Genomic DNA, 16,865 nt, shown 5'->3' with positions numbered 1-16,865 from the left:
CCATAAACTTTTTTTGGCAAAAGCTGTTGACAAAAGCCAGGAAATTCGTTACCTTATAAAAGGTCTGAGTCCGATGCCCCCATCGTCTAGAGGCCTAGGACACCTCCCTTTCACGGAGGTAACGGGGATTCGAATTCCCCTGGGGGTACTTAAAAACAATAAAAGCAAAAGCTTTTTTGCTCTAAATCTAGTAACCAAAACTATCATTCAGGATTCTTCCTGAATGATAATCCAACTAGATATTAGGTTCTTTCCTGGCTAACTCTTCTACACGTTGGTGAATAGCCAGAAGGTTTAACCGCAAATCTTTGCTGAGGCGATTTTCAATGATTCCCACTGGCATACTGAGTTTAGGCCAAACTTGAATTGTGTAGCAAAGATTTGTTCCTAGATACTCACCGAGGGAATAAGGCTCTAAACACCAGCTACCAGAAAAGCCTTTAAAATCTCCCTCTACCATTTTGAAATTAATTTCTTTAGGGAAGTATTCTTCCAAATCCAGAACTACCCGCGCACTAAAGTTAAAATTCAGTAAGCGCTGGGAGCCTACTTGCTCAAGTCTAATTCCACCATTGGGATGCTCGATTAGACGACTCTTGGCGAGGTTGGGGAGAAAGTCAGGTAAGGCTTCATAATCTGTCAGAACCTTCCATATCTGTTCCACTGAGTGGGGAATTTGGACTTTAGCACTAATTTGCCGATGTCGCTGTCCTATTTTCTCAATTTCAATTTCTACCTTAACCAACAAAGCAAGTGGATGAGTAGATAAATCCCCTTCTAGGTTGGTGTCATCAGTGGGAGATTGGAAATCAAGGTTCTCTGTTGTGTTCTGTTTTTTAGTCACTTTCAGAATTATGGTTTGCTTTCGTCAGAAAATTGGGGCAGAGTCAGGGTGAAGCAAATTTCGCTCTGTTCAGAATCCGAGATTTGGACACTTTCAACAGCGATCGCTCCATTCAGATGCTGCACTAAAGACTTGACTAAAGCAAGTCCCAAGCCAGTTCCTGGAGTCCAGCGCCCTTTTCCGCGACGGAACTTGTCAAAGATGTAGGTGGCTTCTTCTTCGGAGATGGCATGTCCTGTATTCGTCACCTTTATGATAACTTGATCAATTTGTTGATCAACTCGGTGAGCAGCTTCCAAGTGGACAATGGTATTATGCTGTGAGTATTTACAGGCATTAGTTAACAACTCTTGGAGAATGCGGTCAAAACTCTCCAGTTCAGTTTGCAGTTTTAGCGAATCCTCTGGTAAATCTACAGAAATCTTTAATCCCTTCTCGGCGAGTTTTTTCTCAAAAGATGCTGCTATATCCTGGATTCTAGTATTTAAATCTATAGGTTCTAATTGTGGAGCTTCGTGAGGCGACTCTAGTTTCTGGAGTGTCAACAAGTCATTAATCAAGTTGATTTCCTTTGTACATTCCTCCTCTAGGATATCCATATATCTAACTTGACGCTCCGGTGCTATTCCTGGCAAACGTAAGTTACGAATTGACATCAGCATGTTTGTCAGGGGATAACGCAAGCGATCGCTCATGTTACTCAAAAATTCATCTTTGAGTTCGTTAAGTTTCCGTAGCTGCTCAACATACTGCCGTGTTCTTTCATGCAATTTCGCCTGGAGTTCCAGACTACTCTGGAGTTTGGCCGTCCGCTCATCTACCAAAGTTTGCACTTGGCGCAATGTCTGTGACTGAATTATGGCGTTACTCACTTGAGCACAAACCATTTCTACAAGATTTAATTCTGCTTGTTGCCAACTACGAATCACAGATTGCTGTAGTATCAAGAATCCTAAGATTTTACCTTGAGTCTCTAATGGTATTAATAGTACCGCAGGCAATTCTTCTACTGCAAATAATCCAGCAGCTGGCGAAGTATCGTTTTGGTCTGTATAGTCATCAAAGATTACTGCTTTTCCAGAATCCATGAAGGCACGCTGGCATAAACCACAGTCTGAAAGCAAGAAAGACTCATTTAAGGTTTTTGGTTTACTAGTGCCTTTACTTTGTGTTTCCCTAGCCCATTCACCAATCACGGTAGCTTTCGCTTTCGGAATTTGTTTTTTAGCTTGAGTCCTAAATAGTGGATCTGTATATTTTAGTAATATAAGCAAACCCCGATCTGCCTGGAGAGATTCCGCAGTCGAGGCGATAACTAACTGGAGCATTTGATTAAGCTCCAAGTTGCTACGACTCAGTATAGTTAATTGCTTGATTAAGCTTTGATGCTGATTACTCTTTTGCTGGTACTGCTGTTGATGAGCAATTAGTTGAGCTTGTGCCACTCCCGAAAAAGCGATCGCGCAGACTGACTCGACTTCTTTGAGCAATTGTTTTTCTGATTCACTCCAATCATAAGGTTGGAATTTAATCAGACTAATCACCCCATTATTATTGCCACCAAATCGGGTGGGAATTGCCAAAACTGCTTTTATCGGTAGTGGCAAATATTGACAACCAATTACCAGACTGTTGTGAATCAGGGAAATGTCTTCAATATTCAATGGCTGGGCAGCACATTGCAGCACTGGCGAGTGCATAAGCAACTGTTCCATTGAAAACATCTCTTCTGGGTACGGCAACCCTAGATACTTATCTGCACACCAATTACTACTAGTGGCTTCGTCGGATGCCTCACCCGTTACTGAAACCAAGCAGCAACAATCTACTTGAAAGACAACTCCTAGCAATTGGGCAATCTCTTGCAGCACCAATGCCGTCGCCGAGCTATTGGCAATGATTTGGTTAATCTTTTGTACCAACTGGCGGGCAGATTCTTCCTGATGTTGCATCAGCTCCCCTTGGTAAGGTTGTAGTCGATCTGTGTGATCAAGGTAATGTGGCGGCGACGATAAACGCTTTTTCATTCTTAGTACGCCCTTGGATAATAACACCATTGTTTTTGCACCCAACCTCTTCGCATATTCTTCACCGTTAGTTGTGTTGCTACACCTTGATAATTGACAAATCTTCTATAAATACTTTCTCTCACCTGTTATAGCCCTTTTCTATCTCAGATAGTCAAATCACCACATAAAACAAATTGCTACAGTATTGCGTAAGTAATAGAATACTTCAGATATCCGATAAATGCTTCATTCAGCTTATTTTTGACTACTGTATGTTGGAATAATTTATTAACTTTATCCGATCTATTAAGTATACATAAACCGTAATTCCTCTGGAATCCCAGCAAAAATTCTCTTAATTTCACGTAAAACTACTTAAAATTATCTAATTTAATTTATAAATTTTTGTTACATTTTTTTTCAAATACAGTAGGTTTAACAGGCTACTATTTGATCTCCGTAACTCTCAGTAAGATATCAATGAAACTAAATTTTGAATGCAGCCCAATTATTTTTACCTTACTGAGTGATGAGTAAAGTAAAAGTACTCAGTCCTGATGTACTTGGGTTTTAGCCTCGCCCTTTGTGGAGCCACTGTGGTCTTTTTGATTTCCACAGAGGAGTAACTGAGGTGGCGGCCTTTTAACTCAGCAGTCTTGATTAATAACTGGGCTGCATTGCCTGAATATACTATCCAGCCAAACTCTCGACACTCAGAGGAACCATATCGCCATTCCTCGTCAGTCCTAGCAACATCGGTTGTTGGGGTTGAATTAGTTGACCTGTGAGTACACAGCGTTCTTCTTGCCAAGCTGTGGCAGCGATGCTAGCTCGAATGTCGGATCGCGAAAATCGAGGCTTCCACTCACCTGATTTTTGCTGGACATAATTCCAAAGGATATCTCGGATCAGAGCTTGATATCCCTGATTCCCAGCTATTTCTTTGAGTTTATCTTTGAGTTCCCGCTCTAGGCGGATGCTGGTAACTTCCATATCGGTGGTTGGGGTGCGAGCGATCGTATGCATCACTATTTCTCCTTAAAGGTATAGACAGGATAGTAATACAAGTGTAGTATGTTTAAAGGAATGTTCAATAGGTGAAATTTTCTGTGAAATCCATTTACCCCATCTCTACTTCTTTGGGCGCTACCAATTGCCGAGCCGGTTGGGAATCAGCTGCTATGGGAGTGGAGTATTTATTTATGGGCGATGGTAGCCGAAATCATGGGCAAATCACAGAGGGTAATTATGATTTTAGACATCTCAGCATTAGTGCGCTGATTGCAAAACCACAACTAGACGAAGAAAGCGGGGCGTACAGGCGAAGAAATACTGTACCGATATGAGACCAGAAAATTTTCCGGTCAATTCTAACCCCCGCTTCACCCAAAGGAAGCGGGGGTTTTTTTATAAGGAGTTAAGCTGTGACGATATCTTCCATGCGCGGCGCGATCGCAATGCAAGTGTTAGAGCAATCTGTGGTGGTGTTTTCGCAAAATTACTTGCCACTGTGTCGGATCAATATCAAGCGGGCGATTGTGCTGTTAGTAACCAACAAAGCCCAACCGTTAGGTTTTACCACAGAAGGCGGATGGCGAGTTCACTCACCCAGTTTGGTAATTGATGTGCCAAAACACATTCGCTTGACAATCACTTCCAATGAGCGGATGTGGAAAGTTCCGCCAGTGAATCGGCGGGAAGTTTTGCGACGAGATCATCACAGTTGCCAGTATTGCGGTAGCGGCAAACGTCTAACGCTAGATCATGTGATGCCGCGATCAAAAGGCGGCTCTCACACTTGGGATAACGTAGTCGCAGCTTGTGAAAGATGTAACTCCCGTAAAGGCGATCGCACCCTGTTTGAGGCTGGTATGCAACTGCGTACCAAACCAAAACCGCCAATGCACCCCGCGATTTCTTTTGCTGAACAGTTTTGGATAGATATGCAAGGAAGCCTGGAATAACAGGAGAGCATAAGGAATGCTGAAATTAACTTACACTGAAAGTAGCTTTGATTTGGAATGTGTCACTCTGTCGCTAGAAGAATGGGTAGCACAGCGAGTGATTTTAGCCCTGCGAGTTGGGCAAGGTTTATGCATTGAATCCAGTACCGCTTCCTTTTTGCTTCCTATTGATTTGCCAGGAGTAGAAGTACTCAGGGCTGAGGTAAAAAGAGATGACAGAGGAATCATTGCCCTCTGTGCCTGCGATGCTGAATATATGGAAGTCACCCTGCGGGGTTCTTGGCTATCTGATAGTTATAAGGATGCTGTAGGTGTGTTTGTCACCACTATCAGCGATCGCGCTGAGTTCTTTTTGCACAAACTTTGGCAGGAAGCTCAAGAGAGCAGTGCTTCTGTCATGAGCGAATAAACAAAAACAAATAGTAGGGTGGCTCAATTTTGGATTTTGGATTTTGGATTTTAGATTTGTTCTCACGTTGAAGTTCGGGAGCAACTCCTGGAGAAACTGCCAGAACAGACCTTTCTGGATTTTGGATTATTCAATCCAAAATCCAAAATTTCAAATCTAAAATTCGGGGAGTAAAATTTCTCACCGTTTATTGCGCCATTTTTAACAATTCGGGAATTGTCACAAATCGGTAGCCTTGCTGTTTGAGTCCACTGATGATTTGTGGCAAAGCTTGTACAGTTCTTTGGCGATCGCCGCCACCATCATGCATTAAAACAATAGAACCAGGTTTCGCGCCTTTGAGGACATTATTTACAAATGCCTGCGGTTTGGCGTGAGGGTCAGTATCGGCTGAAGTTAGTGACCACATAATTACAGCGTCCTTCTGGCTTTTGGCGTAAGCGGCTAGTCCGTTATTTAAAAAGCCTCCAGGAGGACGAAACAGAGCAGTTTTGACTCCTGTAGTTTTGTATATCAGGTCAGCTGTGCGATCAATTTCACTCTTGGCTGTGGCTTCATCCATTCGCCGATACCAATGATGCCAAGTATGGTTGCCAATGGCGTGTCCCTCGGCTACCTCTTGCTTGGCTAGGTCGGGATTTGCTTGTAAGGCTTGTCCTACCCAAAAGAATGTCACCTTAACATCATTTTGCTTCAGGATGTCCAGCATTTCTAGGGTTGTCTTTGGCCAAGGCCCATCATCAATGCCTAGAGCAATAACCTTCTCGTTGTTCCTGGGATGCACCTGATAAACTGTTTTTCCCTGATATTTAGCTGGGACTGTAAATGTAGGGTTTTCTACTTTAGCTGATGGCGGTAGTTGGACATTAGTTTGTCCCTTTCCCAGAGGATCTTGAACTTGTGCAGCATGGATTTTGCTTAAAGGCTGGTTCAACCCCAATTGTGGGGAGGTGCCTGGGGCAATACTACAAGCTGTAATCGTAGAGGCGATCGCAACAACACTAATTATCTGTTGTCGCTTGAAGTAGTTGTCTGTCACGTCAGGCTTTTAAATATTCACCCAATCATAAGCTGTAGTTTGACTTTTGAGAGGGTTTAGCACGTTGAAATCTAAGTGCAGCAGCTTTTATAGACAATTTCAAAAAAACTTTCTGAAACCCCTTGACACCTCTTGTAGTATTTTGTAGTATATATGTAGTGAAGCAAAAGACAAGCTTCCCAAGAGTCAAAGTTATGTTCTACATACAACTAAAGGACAGGTGTTGGAATCAACCAGAGTCCTTAGTAAACAAAGCTGCTCCTACTTGCAAATCATCGGCAGTAGAAGCAAGAAACGAAAAAAGTTCTAAGTTTGCACTCATCAAAACCACTGAATACATCCGTAATATACAACAGGCTTGCTACCTAGAGTTTCGGTTGTTTTCCTAACAGTTTCTAACAGTTAAAAGTAATTTTTCTGAACCTTGAAAACTAAATAAGAAATGGGCAAGTTCACCAACAAAATCTGTGCCTAAAAACCTAAAAGTTTAGGCACATATTCCCAAAAATCGGGGTGTAGCTCAATTGGCTAGAGCGTTCCGTTGTCTGCGGAAATGTTGCGGGTTCGAGTCCCGTCACCCTGGTTGTAGTCCTGTAGGCGAATAGTTTAAGCCGTCAGCCTCTCAAGCTGAAGATTACGAGTGCGAATCTCGTCGGGACTCCCAAATGGCTGAGTAGCCAAGTGGTCGAAGGCGTCGGTCTGCAAAACCGATATCGTGAGTTCAAATCTCACCTCAGCCTTTGGTGCGATCGCAGCGTAGCTTAATTAGCAAAGCCCCAGGTTCATACCCTGGTATATGCGGGTGCAAATCCCGCCACTGCCACCAAATGCAGGGATGGTGTAACGGTAACACCTCGTGACTCCAAATCCGATGTTCTAGGTTCAAATCCTAGTCCCTGCGTCAGACAATTTTGGATTTTGGATTTTAGATCAAAAAATTTAAAATTCTGTAAATTATGCCCTCGTGGACGAATGGTTAAGTCAGTGTTCTTTCAAAGCACAGATGCGAGTTCAATTCTCGTCGAGGGAATGATTATGGGTCGGTGGCCGAGTCTGGCTGAAGGCGACAGTCTGTAAAACTGTTCTTTTTTGCACGCAGGTTCAAATCCTGCTCGACCCATTATGGAGAGGTGGCTGAGTGGCCCAAAGCGTCCTCCTGCTAAGAGGAAACGGGTAGTTAATATCCGTCGCAGGTTCAAATCCTGTCTTCTCCGCCTTGAGAGTGTGGTGTAACTGGATAACATCTCAGTCTACGAAACTGAAGATTTGAGGGTTCAAATCCCTCCGCTCTCGTTGCATGATCTCTTATTTTATCCCCCGGTAGCTCAGTTGGTAGTTAGCGCCTGTCTGAAGAACAGGAGGTCGTCGGTTCGATTCCGACCTGGGGGGCTTCGTTGCCTCATAGCTCAATGGTAGAGCAAGCGGCTGTTAACCGCGCGGTTGTAGGTTCGAGTCCTACTGAGGCAGCCATTCATTGCCGGGTGGACGAATTGGTAAGTCGCATCGCTCTGAACGATGAGGTTGCAGGTTCAAACCCTGCCCTGGCAATAAAGCCCTGTGGTGTAATTGGCAACATAGCGCCCTTTGAAGGCGAAATAACCTGAACATCGGCAGGTTCAATTCCTGCCCCCGTCACCAAAATTAGTGCTGGTGTAGCTCAATTGGCAGAGCAACTGATTTGTAATCAGTAGGTTACAGGTTCAATTCCTGTTACCAGCTTGACTAATGCGGGTGTGATGTAACGGCAGCATGAGACGCTTCCAACGTCTTCGTGCGAGTTCAAATCTCGCCGTCCGCTCTGAACTTGCGGGTGTGATGTAATCGGTAGCATCTGAGTACGCCATACTCAGTGCGTGGGTCAAGTCCCTCCACTCGCTTGCGTAGTCCTGTAGCTCAATTGGTAGAGTGTCTTTCTTACAAGAAGAATGTTGCGGGTTCGATTCCTGCCAGGACTACCAAATATTGGGAGTGTAGCTCAATGGAATAGAGCTTCGAGCTTCTACCTCGAAAGTTGTGGGTTCGAGTCCTACCACTCCCGCCTAAACAAGTCAAAAGTCAAAAGTCAAAAGTTAAAAGTCAAAAATCAAAAGAATGAATTTAATTATTTCTCTTTCTTTTTAGTTTTACTTTGCTCTTTTTACTTATTTGATGGGGTCATAGCTCAAATGGATAGAGCGCCTGCCTTGCAAGCAGGAGGTTATGGGTTCAAGTCCCATTGATTCCACTGATGGTATCTGAAGCCAAAGTGGTCGAGGCGCTGGTTTGTGGAACCAGTCATAGCGGGTTCAAGCCCCGTCAGATACCCCTGAATGGAAGATGCTGCTGAATGGACGGCAACCAAGCTTGAACCTTGGAGTACGGGCAACTGTAGGGGTACCCTACGGGAAGCAAGCTACGATTCCTCCATCTTCCTCTTTTTCCACCTGAAGCCGAAAAGCGAGGCGCTGTGCTGATAACACAGAAATAGGAGGGGCAGTACCTCCCTGGTGGATTTATATCTGTTGTTGGTGTTACAAAGCTTGCGATGTAATACGATCGCACTTGCTCATTTCTTTTTCAAATTAACAAGGGTGGTTGGCATAACGGCTGTGCATCGGGCTTTTAACCCGCAGAAATAGGTTCGACCCCTATACCACCCACTAAACAATTCAAAATTCAAAATTCAAAATTCAAAATTACGGAATGCAATTTTAGCTATTAGCTAATATGCAACTTGAATGCGTGTTGGGTTATGAATAGGAACTAGCGATCGCTAGTTGAGCATGTTGCAATAATATCTCTTTATCCAGAGCATGTATGGGATATTGCGGTGTTACTGCCAGTAGTTTCTCAATTCTTTCTCTAGCTGCCTCCACTACTGATTCGTCTAAGCTACCATTAGTTAGAGAATCGGCAAAATCTTCAGCAATCTGATAAGTTCTTTCTATAGATGAAGAATTAATATTGCGCGAGATAATAAACAGGTCGCAGCCTGCATGAAGTGACCGCGCCACAGTACCAGCTTTCATAAACATTTCTGAGATAGCTTTCATATCTAAGTCGTCAGACACAACCACTCCCTCAAAGCCAAGTTCCTCTCTAAGTATGGTTTTGAGGATAGCCTGGGAAAGCGTTGCAGGTACATCAGGATCTATCTTGGGAAATAAAATATGGACAGTCATAATCAAAGGAATCTGTACTTCGATTAAAGCTCTGAAAGGTATAAGTTCTCGAAGTCGCAGGTCTTCTAGAGTTAAATTTAGTATTGGTAGCTCAATGTGAGAGTCGTTGCTGGTGTCTCCATGTCCGGGGAAGTGTTTGGCGCATCCAATAATTCCTGACTCTTGCAATCCAAAGTAGTAGTCACGGGCACCTTGAGTAACAGTTTCGGGAGTGTTACCAAAGGCGCGAGGCCCAATCACCGGGTTATTGGGATGGGAAAAAATATCTGCTACGGGTGCCCAGGATAAGTTTATGCCCAGTGATTTTAGTTCTACTGCTGTGGCTTTTGCTACTTCACGGGCGTGCGATCGCAGCAACAAGGCATGAGGAAAGCGGGTAATTGGCAGTGGTGTACGAATTACACGACCTCCTTCATGATCGAGGCTAATGAACATTGAATCACGTTCAGTATATTTTCGTATCTGGCTGTTCAAATCCTTGAAGCTTTCTAGCCAAACCTGATATGGAGTGCCATCCAGAAAGTTCTTCGCAAAAAAGATCACCCCAATTGGTTTCAATTCAGTGAGTGCGCGTTTATCATCATCGCTTAATGTAGTACCTGAAATACCTAGAATCAGATGATGTCCAAAGCGCCTTAGCTCCTGCGATACACCCATAATCTTTTACCTATAAGTTGTGCGTTAAACAACTGAGTTGTTCAACCTAGAGGACATAAACCTTTATCGTATATCCTTATGGGGAATGGCGAGCTTTCAAAGGTAGGTTTTTATTCTCGTTCCCATGCTCAGTATGGGAATATATAGGGGCTGCTGCCTAAGAGAATTAAGCCAAAATTTTCAGCATAATTACTGACGCTGCCAGAGATTAGTTTTCCCGCAAAAGTATTTTTGCGATCGCATTCGGCTATTTTAATAGGTCAAAATTATTCTCAATAGCTGCTGAATAATTAATAGTTAAAATACTAAAAAAAATATAACTGGTCTTTATTTTTACATTATCGATATATTCCCTGAAAGAAAATATCTCCCAAATCAACTAGCAGTTTTTAACCAATAGCCCAGACATTTCCAAGAGATCAAATACACGGATTAGCAAAGAAATCAACTACTTTAAGTCCACATTTGGGATTACCTATTTTCAGTTAGAGGATATACTTTTGTTTGCCTAAATCACCTGGAGTAAATCTAGATGAAATACTCGCCGCAAACCTATTGCCAATAATGGTATTGGCAATTTGCTTGGGCAGGTGCGCGTAGGTAAAATTTCCTTTGGGAAAAGTTTTTTGGGGAAGCGATCCCACAATAACTGCCAAATGTAACGGATTGCAACGTATAATGAGAACGACAAAACCATTAAGAAATATTGAAGGGTATTAGGGTTAAATGCGAGTAGCGATCGCGGGTGCTGGTCTAGCAGGACTTTCCTGCGCGAAATATCTCACGGACGCAGGTCATACTCCCATTGTCTTGGAAAGCCGGGACGTACTGGGTGGTCTGGTTGCGGCGTGGAAAGACTCTGACGGCGACTGGTACGAAACCGGGTTACACGCCTTTTTTGGGGCATACCCCAACATGCTTCAATTGCTCAAGGAGTTGGGCATTGAAGACAGACTTCAGTGGAAAGAGCATACGCTGATTTTCAATCAACCGGATAAGCCAGGGACACTATCACGTTTTGATGTTCCAGATATTCCATCTCCTTTCAACGTGATTGCGTCGATTCTTCGCAACAAAGACATGTTGACTTGGGAGCAGAAGATTCGATTTGCAATTGGCCTACTTCCAGCAGTGGTTCGGGGTCAAAAGTATGTTGAAGACATGGACAAGTACAGCTTTTTAGAGTGGTTGAAAAGGCAAGGTGTTGACGAGCGGGTAACTAGTGACGTTTTTATCGCCGCATGTAAAGCGCTCACCTTTATCAATCCTGATGAAGTTTCGGCAACGATCCTATTAACTGCACTGAATCGATTTTTGCAAGAACGATATGGTTCCAAAATTGCATTTTTGGATGGTTCTCCCACAGAACGTCTATGCAGCCCTATCGTAGATTACATCACAGAACGCGGTGGGGAAGTGCGTTTGAATGCCCCCTTGAAGGAGATTTTGCTCAACGCCGATGGTACGGTGAAAGGATACTTGATTCGAGGGTTAAATGGGGCAGAAGATGAAGTTTTGATAGCGGATTTGTATGTATCTGCTATGTCGGTTGATCCTTTGAAAGTCATGTTGCCTAAGCCTTGGAAGCAAATGGAGTTTTTCAAGAAGCTAGAAGGCTTGGAAGGCGTACCAGTGATTAACCTGCATCTATGGTTTGATCGAAAACTTACAGAAATTGATCACTTGCTATTTTCGCGATCGCCCCTCCTGAGCGTTTATGCTGATATGAGCAATACCTGCCGTGAATACGCCAACCCCAATCGCTCGATGCTGGAATTAGTTCTAGCCCCGGCAAAAGATTGGATTGCCAAATCCGATGAGGAGATTGTGGCTGCAACGATTGCCGAGCTAGAAAAACTCTTCCCCGACCACTTTGGGGGAGACAATCCAGCCACATTGCTGAAATCTCATGTGGTGAAAACGCCGCGTTCAGTTTACAAAGCGACCCCTGGTCGTCAACAGTACCGTCCCGCACAAGTTACGCCCATTGCCAACTTCTATCTCGCCGGAAGTTATACCATGCAACGCTACTTAGGCAGTATGGAAGGTGCCGTACTTTCTGGTAAGCTGACAGCGCAGGCGATTTCTGAGGCTCTCCCGGTAGCAAATTCCTCAAACCTGCAAACGCTCACCCGACCGCCCGCAACGAATGCTGCAACTGCCTGAATCCCCCGCGCGCATGAAAACGCTGGTCTCTGTAGACGAGTCCTACAAACTTTGTCGGCATCTCACAGCAAAGTATGCCAAGACTTTTTACCTGGGTACTTTGCTGATGAGTCCGGTAAAACGTCAATCTATTTGGTCAATTTACGCTTGGTGTCGCCGTACAGATGAATTGGTGGATGGGCCCGCATCTGCTATTACCACGCCAGAAACCCTAGACCTATGGGAAGAGCAGCTGGAATCGATTTTTGCGGGATGCCCATTAGAAAATTACGATGTCGCTTTAGCTGATACCCTCCAGCGCTTTCCGATGGACATTCAGCCCTTTCGGGATATGATTGCTGGTCAGCGCATGGACTTATATCGCAGTCGTTATGAAACCTTTGAGGAGTTATACCTCTACTGTTACCGCGTTGCTGGCACTGTTGGCTTAATGTCAACAGCAGTTATGGGTGTGGATAGCACCATGTACACAGCACCGTGGCGGCAGAACAAACAACCTTATGTTCCCACAGAAGAAGCGATCGCTCTGGGAATTGCCAATCAACTCACCAACATCCTGCGGGATGTGGGAGAAGATGCCAAACGGGGACGGATCTACATTCCCCTTGAGGACTTGGCAAAATTCAACTATACCGAGCAAGACTTCTTCAAAGGTGTGGTAGATGATCGTTGGCGAGCATTGATGCGCTTTCAAATTGACCGAGCGCGTCAATTTTATACCACATCTGACCAGGGAATTACTTATTTAGCATCCGATGCCCGTTGGCCTGTGTGGGCAGCATCAATGCTGTACGGTCAAATTTTGGAGGTGATTGAACGCAACGATTACGATGTATTCAGTCAGCGTGCTTACGTTCCCCAGTGGAAAAAGTTACGCACTTTGCCCGTAGCTTGGATGCGATCGCAAGTCCTTTAAAAAAAATTAGTCATTTGTCCCTAGTCCTTAGTCCTTAGTCTTTTATAGATAACAAATGACCAATGACTAATGACCAATGACAAATGACTATTGACTCTTAAGAGCAAGTCTGGTAACATTGATATTCGTGAGTCATGGAGAGGTGGCTGAGTGGTCGAAAGCGGCAGATTGCTAATCTGTTGTACGGCAGGTAACTCCGTACCGAGGGTTCGAATCCCTCCCTCTCCGTTTTCCAGCTTTTTCTACACAGAGTATATTCTGTGTAGAAAAATAATACTAATGTAGGAGTAAATATTTCTACTCCCAAAGATGGATGATATGATTTATCCTTTGGAGTCTTGATAAGATCCAGCTAAGTTAGAAATCTAGTTTGAATCTTACTTTTAGGCTCCTAAGCATCTGAGGAGTAAAAATTACTTATGAGAAAAATTAGCGCCGCTTTAACCTTCAGTATAGCTACCCTAGCAATTGGGTTCCTAGTTGGGGCTTGTGGTGATACTAATACCCCCAATGGCACAGCTAACACCGGAAGTACCGCTACCCCAGCAGCAAACTCAACTACCGTAAGCACTGCTCAAGGACTAAAAATTGGTTCCCTGCTACCGACAACAGGTGATTTGGCTTCTGTTGGACAGCAGATGCTAGGTTCTGTCCCTTTACTCGTCGATACCGTAAACGCTTGCGGTGGGGTGAATGGCGAACCAGTGAACTTGGTGCAAGTAGACGACCAAACCGATCCCAGAGCTGGTGCTGCCGGTATGACCAAACTAGCAACTTTAGATAAAGTAGCAGGTGTAGTTGGCTCCTTTGCCAGTAGCGTTTCTAGTGCAGCAGTCTCCATTGCCACGCCGAATAAAGTCATGCTGGTTTCCCCTGGTAGTACCAGTCCCGTCTTTACCGAAAAGGCCCAAAAAGGCGACTTTAAAGGCTTTTGGGCGCGTACTGCTCCCCCCGATACCTACCAAGCACTAGCCTTAGCCCAACTTGCTAATAAAAAAGGTTTTAAGCGAGTTTCTACAGTCGTGATTAATAACGACTATGGCGTTGGCTTTGAAAAAGCATTTGTGCAAACTTTTGAAAAATTGGGTGGAACCATTGTTAATAAAGATAAACCTGTCCGTTACGACCCGAAAGCCCAGACATTTGATACAGAAGCGGCTGCTGCTTTTGCTGGGAAGCCAGATGCAGTCCTAGCTGTACTGTACGCTGAAACTGGTAGTCTGTTCCTGAAAGCCGCCTATCAGCAAGGTGTGGCTAAGGGTGTACAGATTTTGCTTACAGATGGGGTAAAATCACCTACTTTCCCAGAACAAGTTGGCAAAGGCAGTGATGGTAAATATATTTTAACTGGAGCGATCGGTACAGTACCCGGTTCCAATGGTAAAGCACTAGAAGCTTTCAACAAGCTGTGGAAGGATAAAAAGGGTGGTGCGCCAGGAGAATACGCTCCTCAAGCTTGGGATGCGGCTGCCTTATTGACATTGGCGGCACAAGCCGCTAAAGAAAATACAGGTGTTGGCATAGCCAGCAAAATCCGTGAAGTGGCTGATGGGCCTGGCACAGAAGTTACCGATGTCTGCGAGGGACTGAAGTTACTTAAAGATGGTAAGAAGATTAACTACCAAGGAGCCAGTGGCAACGTAGATGTTGATGCTAACGGCGATGTCGTCGGTGTTTACGATGTTTGGACAGTAGGAGACGATGGCAAAATCAAGGTAATTGATAAAGTTACCCCCAAGTAGAAAGTTAGGAGTTAGGAGTTAAGAGTTATGAATGAAACATTACTAACTCACGGGATGTGCAAATTATTCGTGAAACCCCTTTGCAAACCTTTCCTTCAGTCCTAAGAAGCTTTGATTCTTACTCCCGTTCCTACAAGGGTTGGGGCTGGAGGTTAGGTTTGAGAGAAAGTTGCACACGGCGTTAATATCAAGTTGGGGTTATTACTTATAATAAAATCTATCAATGTAGGTTGGGTTGTAGCTTGCTTGTATTGTAGGGGTACGGCAGTGAAACCCAACATGAACATGGATCAATTTTGGGTTACCCTGCGGGAAGCAAGTTACGTTCCTCAAACGCAACATGCTTCTCCTGTCGGAGACGCTACGCGAACAAGTCGGCAGAGCCGCCCAACGCAGTGGCTCCCCAACCTACAGATATTATAAGTGTTTAACCGAACCTGATATAACTCCTAACTCCTAAGTTTTAAAACCCAGTGAAATTGTAACCAACTCCTAACAACAAGCCCACATCAGTTTTATCGAAAAATCCTGCATTCACAGCAGCTGTTGCAGTAAATTGAGGAGTTAGAGGCACATCAATGCCACCAGATACTAAAAAGGCAAATTGCGAATCATCACCAGTTTTGTAAGCTCCACCCACTCCGACGTAAGGTGCGATCGCTAACGGTTCGCTAAAAGCATCTGCTGACTTGAAGGAAAAATCGTAGGTGATCGGAACTAGAATTGTGGTGTTGTCACCAAATACGGCTGAGGGTCGTACCGATATAGCATTTGTCAGCCCGATTTTGCTGACTACCGCGAAGTTACCGTCGGCCAAAGAGGAGTCCGCATCACCACTCAAACCAATGTTAGCAGCGACGCCAATATAGCTGCTGCCACCCCGGGTAGTTGTACCTAAATTAATATCCGATTGCGCCACTCTGGGAGCAGATGGTTGAGAAGTAGTTTGAGAAGTAGTTTGAGAAGTAGTTTGAGAAGTAGGTTGTACAAACTCAGAGGTAAGCGTCGCAGATGAGGTTACCACTGTGCCTGGAACGGGTGTGGTTGTTACACTGGCGTTTTGCTGTATCGGAGTGTCGGGCAACTGCTGTACTTTAGTTAAATTTGTAACTGTAAATGTTTCAGTTGTTTGTGTAGAGAGATTTTGGCTTGCAGTGTCTAGTTCTGTACTAAACTCGTTGGGAGAGGCTACGGTTGCGGAAGGCTCGGTTAATGGCTGACTGCTCACCTTGTCCACTGTCTGGCCACTTGCAGATAAGCCGCTACTCAGGACTGCAAGAGCAGCTATACTTGGCAACCAAAAAACACCTTTACGAAGAAAAATAGTATCCACATTCACTCCTAAAACAATATTGCCACGAAAAATAAAGAGTTTTGTTGAGTTAATTCAACAAATTCGGGCAATACTCAAAATTTAACATCAATAAATCGGTTTTTGCATCCTGAGTTTGCTGGATTTATCTACTTAATATTTACCAGCAAAAAATTAAATACTATATTATTGTGAATATCCGAAATTTGACAGATGACAAAAATTCTCTTGGCTTTAAGCAAAGAGTCTATTTGTTGAGGAGGTCAACTGCTGGGGCTAGTTAAGAGGATCGCATCTAGAGGGCGATTATATTAATTGGAACGACAGAATTATAACTCTATCGTCTCAAAAAAGGAGAGAGGTCAGAATATGAAGTTGCACATTGCCTCAGCTAGTATTGTTTCTCTATGAAACGCTGTGCGACCGAGCGTCAGCATTAGGGGCATAGGAGCGTTATCGGTATCCCTGCTCTGAAAACTTGCTACACAGCCGCGGCGACTACAGAACAACGGCTTCCGGTAGGATATGGTTGGTCTATTTACGCCATACTGTAATAGGAATTGTGCTTTGTAACAAAAAAGCTTGATTGTAAAGTGATATTACAAAGCTTGCAAAAATATTTAGAAATTCTCTAGAAGGCAAACAT

13 protein-coding genes and 21 tRNA genes are annotated in these 16,865 nt (G+C 44.1%); 28 read left to right on the top strand and 6 right to left on the bottom strand.

What is annotated here, in order from left to right:
- Nucleotides 1–75: 75 nt before the first annotated feature.
- Nucleotides 76–148 (top strand) — tRNA-Glu (locus tag HWQ23_RS01455).
- Between the two features lie 87 nt (nucleotides 149–235).
- Here the strand turns inward: HWQ23_RS01455 and HWQ23_RS01450 are convergent.
- From HWQ23_RS01450 to HWQ23_RS01440, 3 genes are all read right to left on the bottom strand, one after another.
- A complete protein-coding gene (locus HWQ23_RS01450) occupies nucleotides 236–844 on the bottom strand; it encodes an SRPBCC family protein (RefSeq protein ID WP_292822982.1) in 609 nt (202 codons plus the stop codon).
- A gap of 8 nt (nucleotides 845–852) precedes the next feature.
- Entirely contained in the window at nucleotides 853–2,871 is a 2,019-nt protein-coding gene (locus HWQ23_RS01445) for a sensor histidine kinase (protein ID WP_292822981.1), read from the bottom strand.
- Nucleotides 2,872–3,543: 672 nt separating this feature from the next.
- Nucleotides 3,544–3,879, bottom strand: coding sequence for a ribbon-helix-helix domain-containing protein (locus HWQ23_RS01440; RefSeq protein ID WP_292822980.1), 336 nt, complete (start codon nucleotides 3,877–3,879; stop codon nucleotides 3,544–3,546).
- A 71-nt stretch (nucleotides 3,880–3,950) separates the two neighbouring features.
- Between HWQ23_RS01440 and HWQ23_RS01435 the strand changes: the two genes are divergently transcribed.
- The 3 genes from HWQ23_RS01435 to HWQ23_RS01425 all read left to right on the top strand — a co-directional run bounded on the left by HWQ23_RS01435 (nucleotide 3,951) and on the right by HWQ23_RS01425 (nucleotide 5,226).
- Nucleotides 3,951–4,199, top strand: a complete 249-nt coding sequence (locus tag HWQ23_RS01435) for a hypothetical protein (protein WP_292822979.1) — start codon at nucleotides 3,951–3,953, stop codon at nucleotides 4,197–4,199.
- Between the two features lie 111 nt (nucleotides 4,200–4,310).
- A complete protein-coding gene (locus tag HWQ23_RS01430; protein WP_375466550.1) occupies nucleotides 4,311–4,817 on the top strand; it encodes an HNH endonuclease in 507 nt (168 codons plus the stop codon).
- 16 nt (nucleotides 4,818–4,833) lie between these two features.
- Entirely contained in the window at nucleotides 4,834–5,226 is a 393-nt protein-coding gene (locus tag HWQ23_RS01425; RefSeq protein WP_292822978.1) for an alr0857 family protein, read from the top strand.
- 187 nt (nucleotides 5,227–5,413) lie between these two features.
- Here HWQ23_RS01425 and HWQ23_RS01420 read toward each other — a convergent pair whose 3' ends face one another.
- Nucleotides 5,414–6,265: a polysaccharide deacetylase family protein gene (locus HWQ23_RS01420; RefSeq protein WP_292822977.1), complete on the bottom strand. Its 852-nt coding sequence runs from the start codon at nucleotides 6,263–6,265 to the stop codon at nucleotides 5,414–5,416.
- A 194-nt stretch (nucleotides 6,266–6,459) separates the two neighbouring features.
- On the opposite strand from HWQ23_RS01420, the gene HWQ23_RS01415 reads away from it, so the two are divergent.
- The 20 genes from HWQ23_RS01415 to HWQ23_RS01320 all read left to right on the top strand — a co-directional run bounded on the left by HWQ23_RS01415 (nucleotide 6,460) and on the right by HWQ23_RS01320 (nucleotide 8,904).
- On the top strand, nucleotides 6,460–6,654 hold the full coding sequence (locus tag HWQ23_RS01415; RefSeq protein WP_292822976.1) for a hypothetical protein: 195 nt from the start codon (nucleotides 6,460–6,462) through the stop codon (nucleotides 6,652–6,654).
- 120 nt (nucleotides 6,655–6,774) lie between these two features.
- Nucleotides 6,775–6,848 (top strand) — tRNA-Asp (locus tag HWQ23_RS01410).
- 4 nt (nucleotides 6,849–6,852) lie between these two features.
- Nucleotides 6,853–6,929 (top strand) — tRNA-Glu (locus tag HWQ23_RS01405).
- Nucleotides 6,930–6,932: 3 nt separating this feature from the next.
- Nucleotides 6,933–7,005: transfer RNA gene (locus tag HWQ23_RS01400), tRNA-Cys, on the top strand.
- Nucleotides 7,006–7,015: 10 nt separating this feature from the next.
- A tRNA-Met gene (locus tag HWQ23_RS01395) sits at nucleotides 7,016–7,091 on the top strand.
- Between the two features lie 3 nt (nucleotides 7,092–7,094).
- Nucleotides 7,095–7,166 (top strand) — tRNA-Trp (locus HWQ23_RS01390).
- 58 nt (nucleotides 7,167–7,224) lie between these two features.
- Nucleotides 7,225–7,295 (top strand) — tRNA-Glu (locus HWQ23_RS01385).
- A gap of 7 nt (nucleotides 7,296–7,302) precedes the next feature.
- Nucleotides 7,303–7,385, top strand: a tRNA-Tyr gene (locus HWQ23_RS01380).
- 4 nt (nucleotides 7,386–7,389) lie between these two features.
- Nucleotides 7,390–7,479, top strand: a tRNA-Ser gene (locus tag HWQ23_RS01375).
- Nucleotides 7,480–7,483: 4 nt separating this feature from the next.
- Nucleotides 7,484–7,558 (top strand) — tRNA-Arg (locus tag HWQ23_RS01370).
- A gap of 21 nt (nucleotides 7,559–7,579) precedes the next feature.
- Nucleotides 7,580–7,654 (top strand) — tRNA-Phe (locus tag HWQ23_RS01365).
- Nucleotides 7,655–7,660: 6 nt separating this feature from the next.
- Nucleotides 7,661–7,735, top strand: a tRNA-Asn gene (locus tag HWQ23_RS01360).
- A gap of 5 nt (nucleotides 7,736–7,740) precedes the next feature.
- Nucleotides 7,741–7,813, top strand: a tRNA-Gln gene (locus HWQ23_RS01355).
- Nucleotides 7,814–7,911: 98 nt separating this feature from the next.
- Nucleotides 7,912–7,984, top strand: a tRNA-Thr gene (locus HWQ23_RS01350).
- Nucleotides 7,985–7,992: 8 nt separating this feature from the next.
- Nucleotides 7,993–8,063 (top strand) — tRNA-Gly (locus tag HWQ23_RS01345).
- 84 nt (nucleotides 8,064–8,147) lie between these two features.
- Nucleotides 8,148–8,223: transfer RNA gene (locus tag HWQ23_RS01340), tRNA-Val, on the top strand.
- A 6-nt stretch (nucleotides 8,224–8,229) separates the two neighbouring features.
- Nucleotides 8,230–8,303, top strand: a tRNA-Arg gene (locus HWQ23_RS01335).
- A 112-nt stretch (nucleotides 8,304–8,415) separates the two neighbouring features.
- A tRNA-Ala gene (locus HWQ23_RS01330) sits at nucleotides 8,416–8,489 on the top strand.
- Between the two features lie 6 nt (nucleotides 8,490–8,495).
- Nucleotides 8,496–8,569: transfer RNA gene (locus HWQ23_RS01325), tRNA-His, on the top strand.
- Nucleotides 8,570–8,833: 264 nt separating this feature from the next.
- Nucleotides 8,834–8,904: transfer RNA gene (locus HWQ23_RS01320), tRNA-Lys, on the top strand.
- A 90-nt stretch (nucleotides 8,905–8,994) separates the two neighbouring features.
- Here the strand turns inward: HWQ23_RS01320 and nagZ are convergent.
- Nucleotides 8,995–10,083, bottom strand: a complete 1,089-nt coding sequence (gene nagZ / locus HWQ23_RS01315; RefSeq protein ID WP_292822975.1) for a beta-N-acetylhexosaminidase — start codon at nucleotides 10,081–10,083, stop codon at nucleotides 8,995–8,997.
- A 726-nt stretch (nucleotides 10,084–10,809) separates the two neighbouring features.
- On the opposite strand from nagZ, the gene pds reads away from it, so the two are divergent.
- From pds to HWQ23_RS01295, 4 genes are all read left to right on the top strand, one after another.
- On the top strand, nucleotides 10,810–12,249 hold the full coding sequence (pds, locus tag HWQ23_RS01310) for a 15-cis-phytoene desaturase (protein WP_292822974.1): 1,440 nt from the start codon (nucleotides 10,810–10,812) through the stop codon (nucleotides 12,247–12,249).
- Nucleotides 12,233–13,165 (top strand): 15-cis-phytoene synthase CrtB, encoded by a 933-nt coding sequence (gene crtB / locus HWQ23_RS01305; RefSeq protein WP_292822973.1) that lies wholly within the window; start codon nucleotides 12,233–12,235, stop codon nucleotides 13,163–13,165. Before pds ends, crtB begins: the two co-directional genes overlap by 17 nt.
- 136 nt (nucleotides 13,166–13,301) lie before the next feature.
- Nucleotides 13,302–13,393: transfer RNA gene (locus tag HWQ23_RS01300), tRNA-Ser, on the top strand.
- Between the two features lie 191 nt (nucleotides 13,394–13,584).
- Nucleotides 13,585–14,907, top strand: a complete 1,323-nt coding sequence (locus HWQ23_RS01295) for an ABC transporter substrate-binding protein (protein WP_292822972.1) — start codon at nucleotides 13,585–13,587, stop codon at nucleotides 14,905–14,907.
- 463 nt (nucleotides 14,908–15,370) lie between these two features.
- On the opposite strand, the gene HWQ23_RS01290 is transcribed toward HWQ23_RS01295, so the two are convergent.
- Nucleotides 15,371–16,240 carry a hypothetical protein gene (locus HWQ23_RS01290; protein WP_292822971.1) on the bottom strand — a complete coding sequence of 290 codons (870 nt, stop codon included), beginning with the start codon at nucleotides 16,238–16,240 and terminating at the stop codon, nucleotides 15,371–15,373.
- Nucleotides 16,241–16,865: the final 625 nt, after the last annotated feature.

Origin of the sequence: Nostoc sp. JL33, assembly GCF_017114985.1 — a bacterium.
Classification (GTDB): Bacteria; Cyanobacteriota; Cyanobacteriia; order Cyanobacteriales; family Nostocaceae; genus Nostoc.
Note: the sequence above shows the minus strand (reverse complement) of the source record. Positions and strands in the feature narration are given on the sequence as shown.

What these genes read in the sequence shown, in the direction of transcription:
- HWQ23_RS01445 (WP_292822981.1), bottom strand. Translation starts at nt 2,871, where the DNA reads ATGAAAAAGCGTTTATCGTCGCCGCCACATTACCTTGATCACACAGAT.
- pds (WP_292822974.1), top strand. Translation starts at nt 10,810, where the DNA reads ATGCGAGTAGCGATCGCGGGTGCTGGTCTAGCAGGACTTTCCTGCGCG.
- crtB (WP_292822973.1), top strand. Translation starts at nt 12,233, where the DNA reads ATGCTGCAACTGCCTGAATCCCCCGCGCGCATGAAAACGCTGGTCTCT.
- HWQ23_RS01430 (WP_375466550.1), top strand. Translation starts at nt 4,311, where the DNA reads ATGCAAGTGTTAGAGCAATCTGTGGTGGTGTTTTCGCAAAATTACTTG.
- HWQ23_RS01295 (WP_292822972.1), top strand. Translation starts at nt 13,585, where the DNA reads ATGAGAAAAATTAGCGCCGCTTTAACCTTCAGTATAGCTACCCTAGCA.
- nagZ (WP_292822975.1), bottom strand. Translation starts at nt 10,083, where the DNA reads ATGGGTGTATCGCAGGAGCTAAGGCGCTTTGGACATCATCTGATTCTA.
- HWQ23_RS01425 (WP_292822978.1), top strand. Translation starts at nt 4,834, where the DNA reads ATGCTGAAATTAACTTACACTGAAAGTAGCTTTGATTTGGAATGTGTC.
- HWQ23_RS01440 (WP_292822980.1), bottom strand. Translation starts at nt 3,879, where the DNA reads ATGCATACGATCGCTCGCACCCCAACCACCGATATGGAAGTTACCAGC.
- HWQ23_RS01415 (WP_292822976.1), top strand. Translation starts at nt 6,460, where the DNA reads ATGTTCTACATACAACTAAAGGACAGGTGTTGGAATCAACCAGAGTCC.